The 691-nt window shown below is 68.0% G+C and carries 1 protein-coding gene; it reads left to right on the forward strand.

Features of this window, described 5'->3' with window-relative positions; all coding sequences use genetic code 11:
* The coding region (locus IM708_RS21155; RefSeq protein ID WP_209428518.1) for a DUF4384 domain-containing protein at positions 1–691 on the forward strand (691 nt) is incomplete at both ends.

Genomic DNA, 691 nt, shown 5'->3' on the forward strand with positions numbered 1-691 from the left:
CATGAATCTGCAGAGAATTCTTACCGAACTGGGGCTTGAGCGCGACGCCGTGAACGGCATCTCGGCCCGTCTCTCCGCGGTCCCCTGCGCCCGGATGCAGACCGTCTTCCTGCCCGAAACCGGCACGCTGGAACTGCGCGGCCATGTGCCCGAGGAAGGTCTGCGCGCGCCCGTGCTGGCGGCGCTGCGCGAACAGGTCGGCGGCGCGATCCCGGTTTCCGACAACGTGCGCATCCTGCCCCGCCCGCAATGCAACGTGCTGGCCGGGATCGCCGCGCTGGGCCTGCCGCAATCGACCGTACAGGAGACCGACCCGCGCCTGATCGGCGACGATGCCCATGCCCGCGAATACGCCTATGTCGAAGGCGACGAACTGACCTTCGAGATGACCTCTCCCGACTACCCCGCGCATGTCTATATCGATTACTTCGACGCCGCCGGGATGGTGCTGCACCTGCAACCGAACGAGATGCTGGACACCACTCTCCTGCCGCCGAAATCGACGCTCGATGTCGGTCATGCACCTGACGGCAGCGAGGTGTTCCGCATCACCGTGGCCCCCCCCTTCGGCAACGAGATCGCCGTGGCCTTCGCCGCGTCCCACCCGATCCACGATGCCCCCCGCCCGGTGCGCGAACCCGCCGGCCCCTACCTCGACTGGCTGCGCGAGCGGATCGCGGCGGCGCGCGAA

It is taken from the genome of Pararhodobacter sp. SW119 (genome assembly GCF_017811755.1).
Lineage (GTDB): Bacteria > Pseudomonadota > Alphaproteobacteria > Rhodobacterales > Rhodobacteraceae > Pararhodobacter.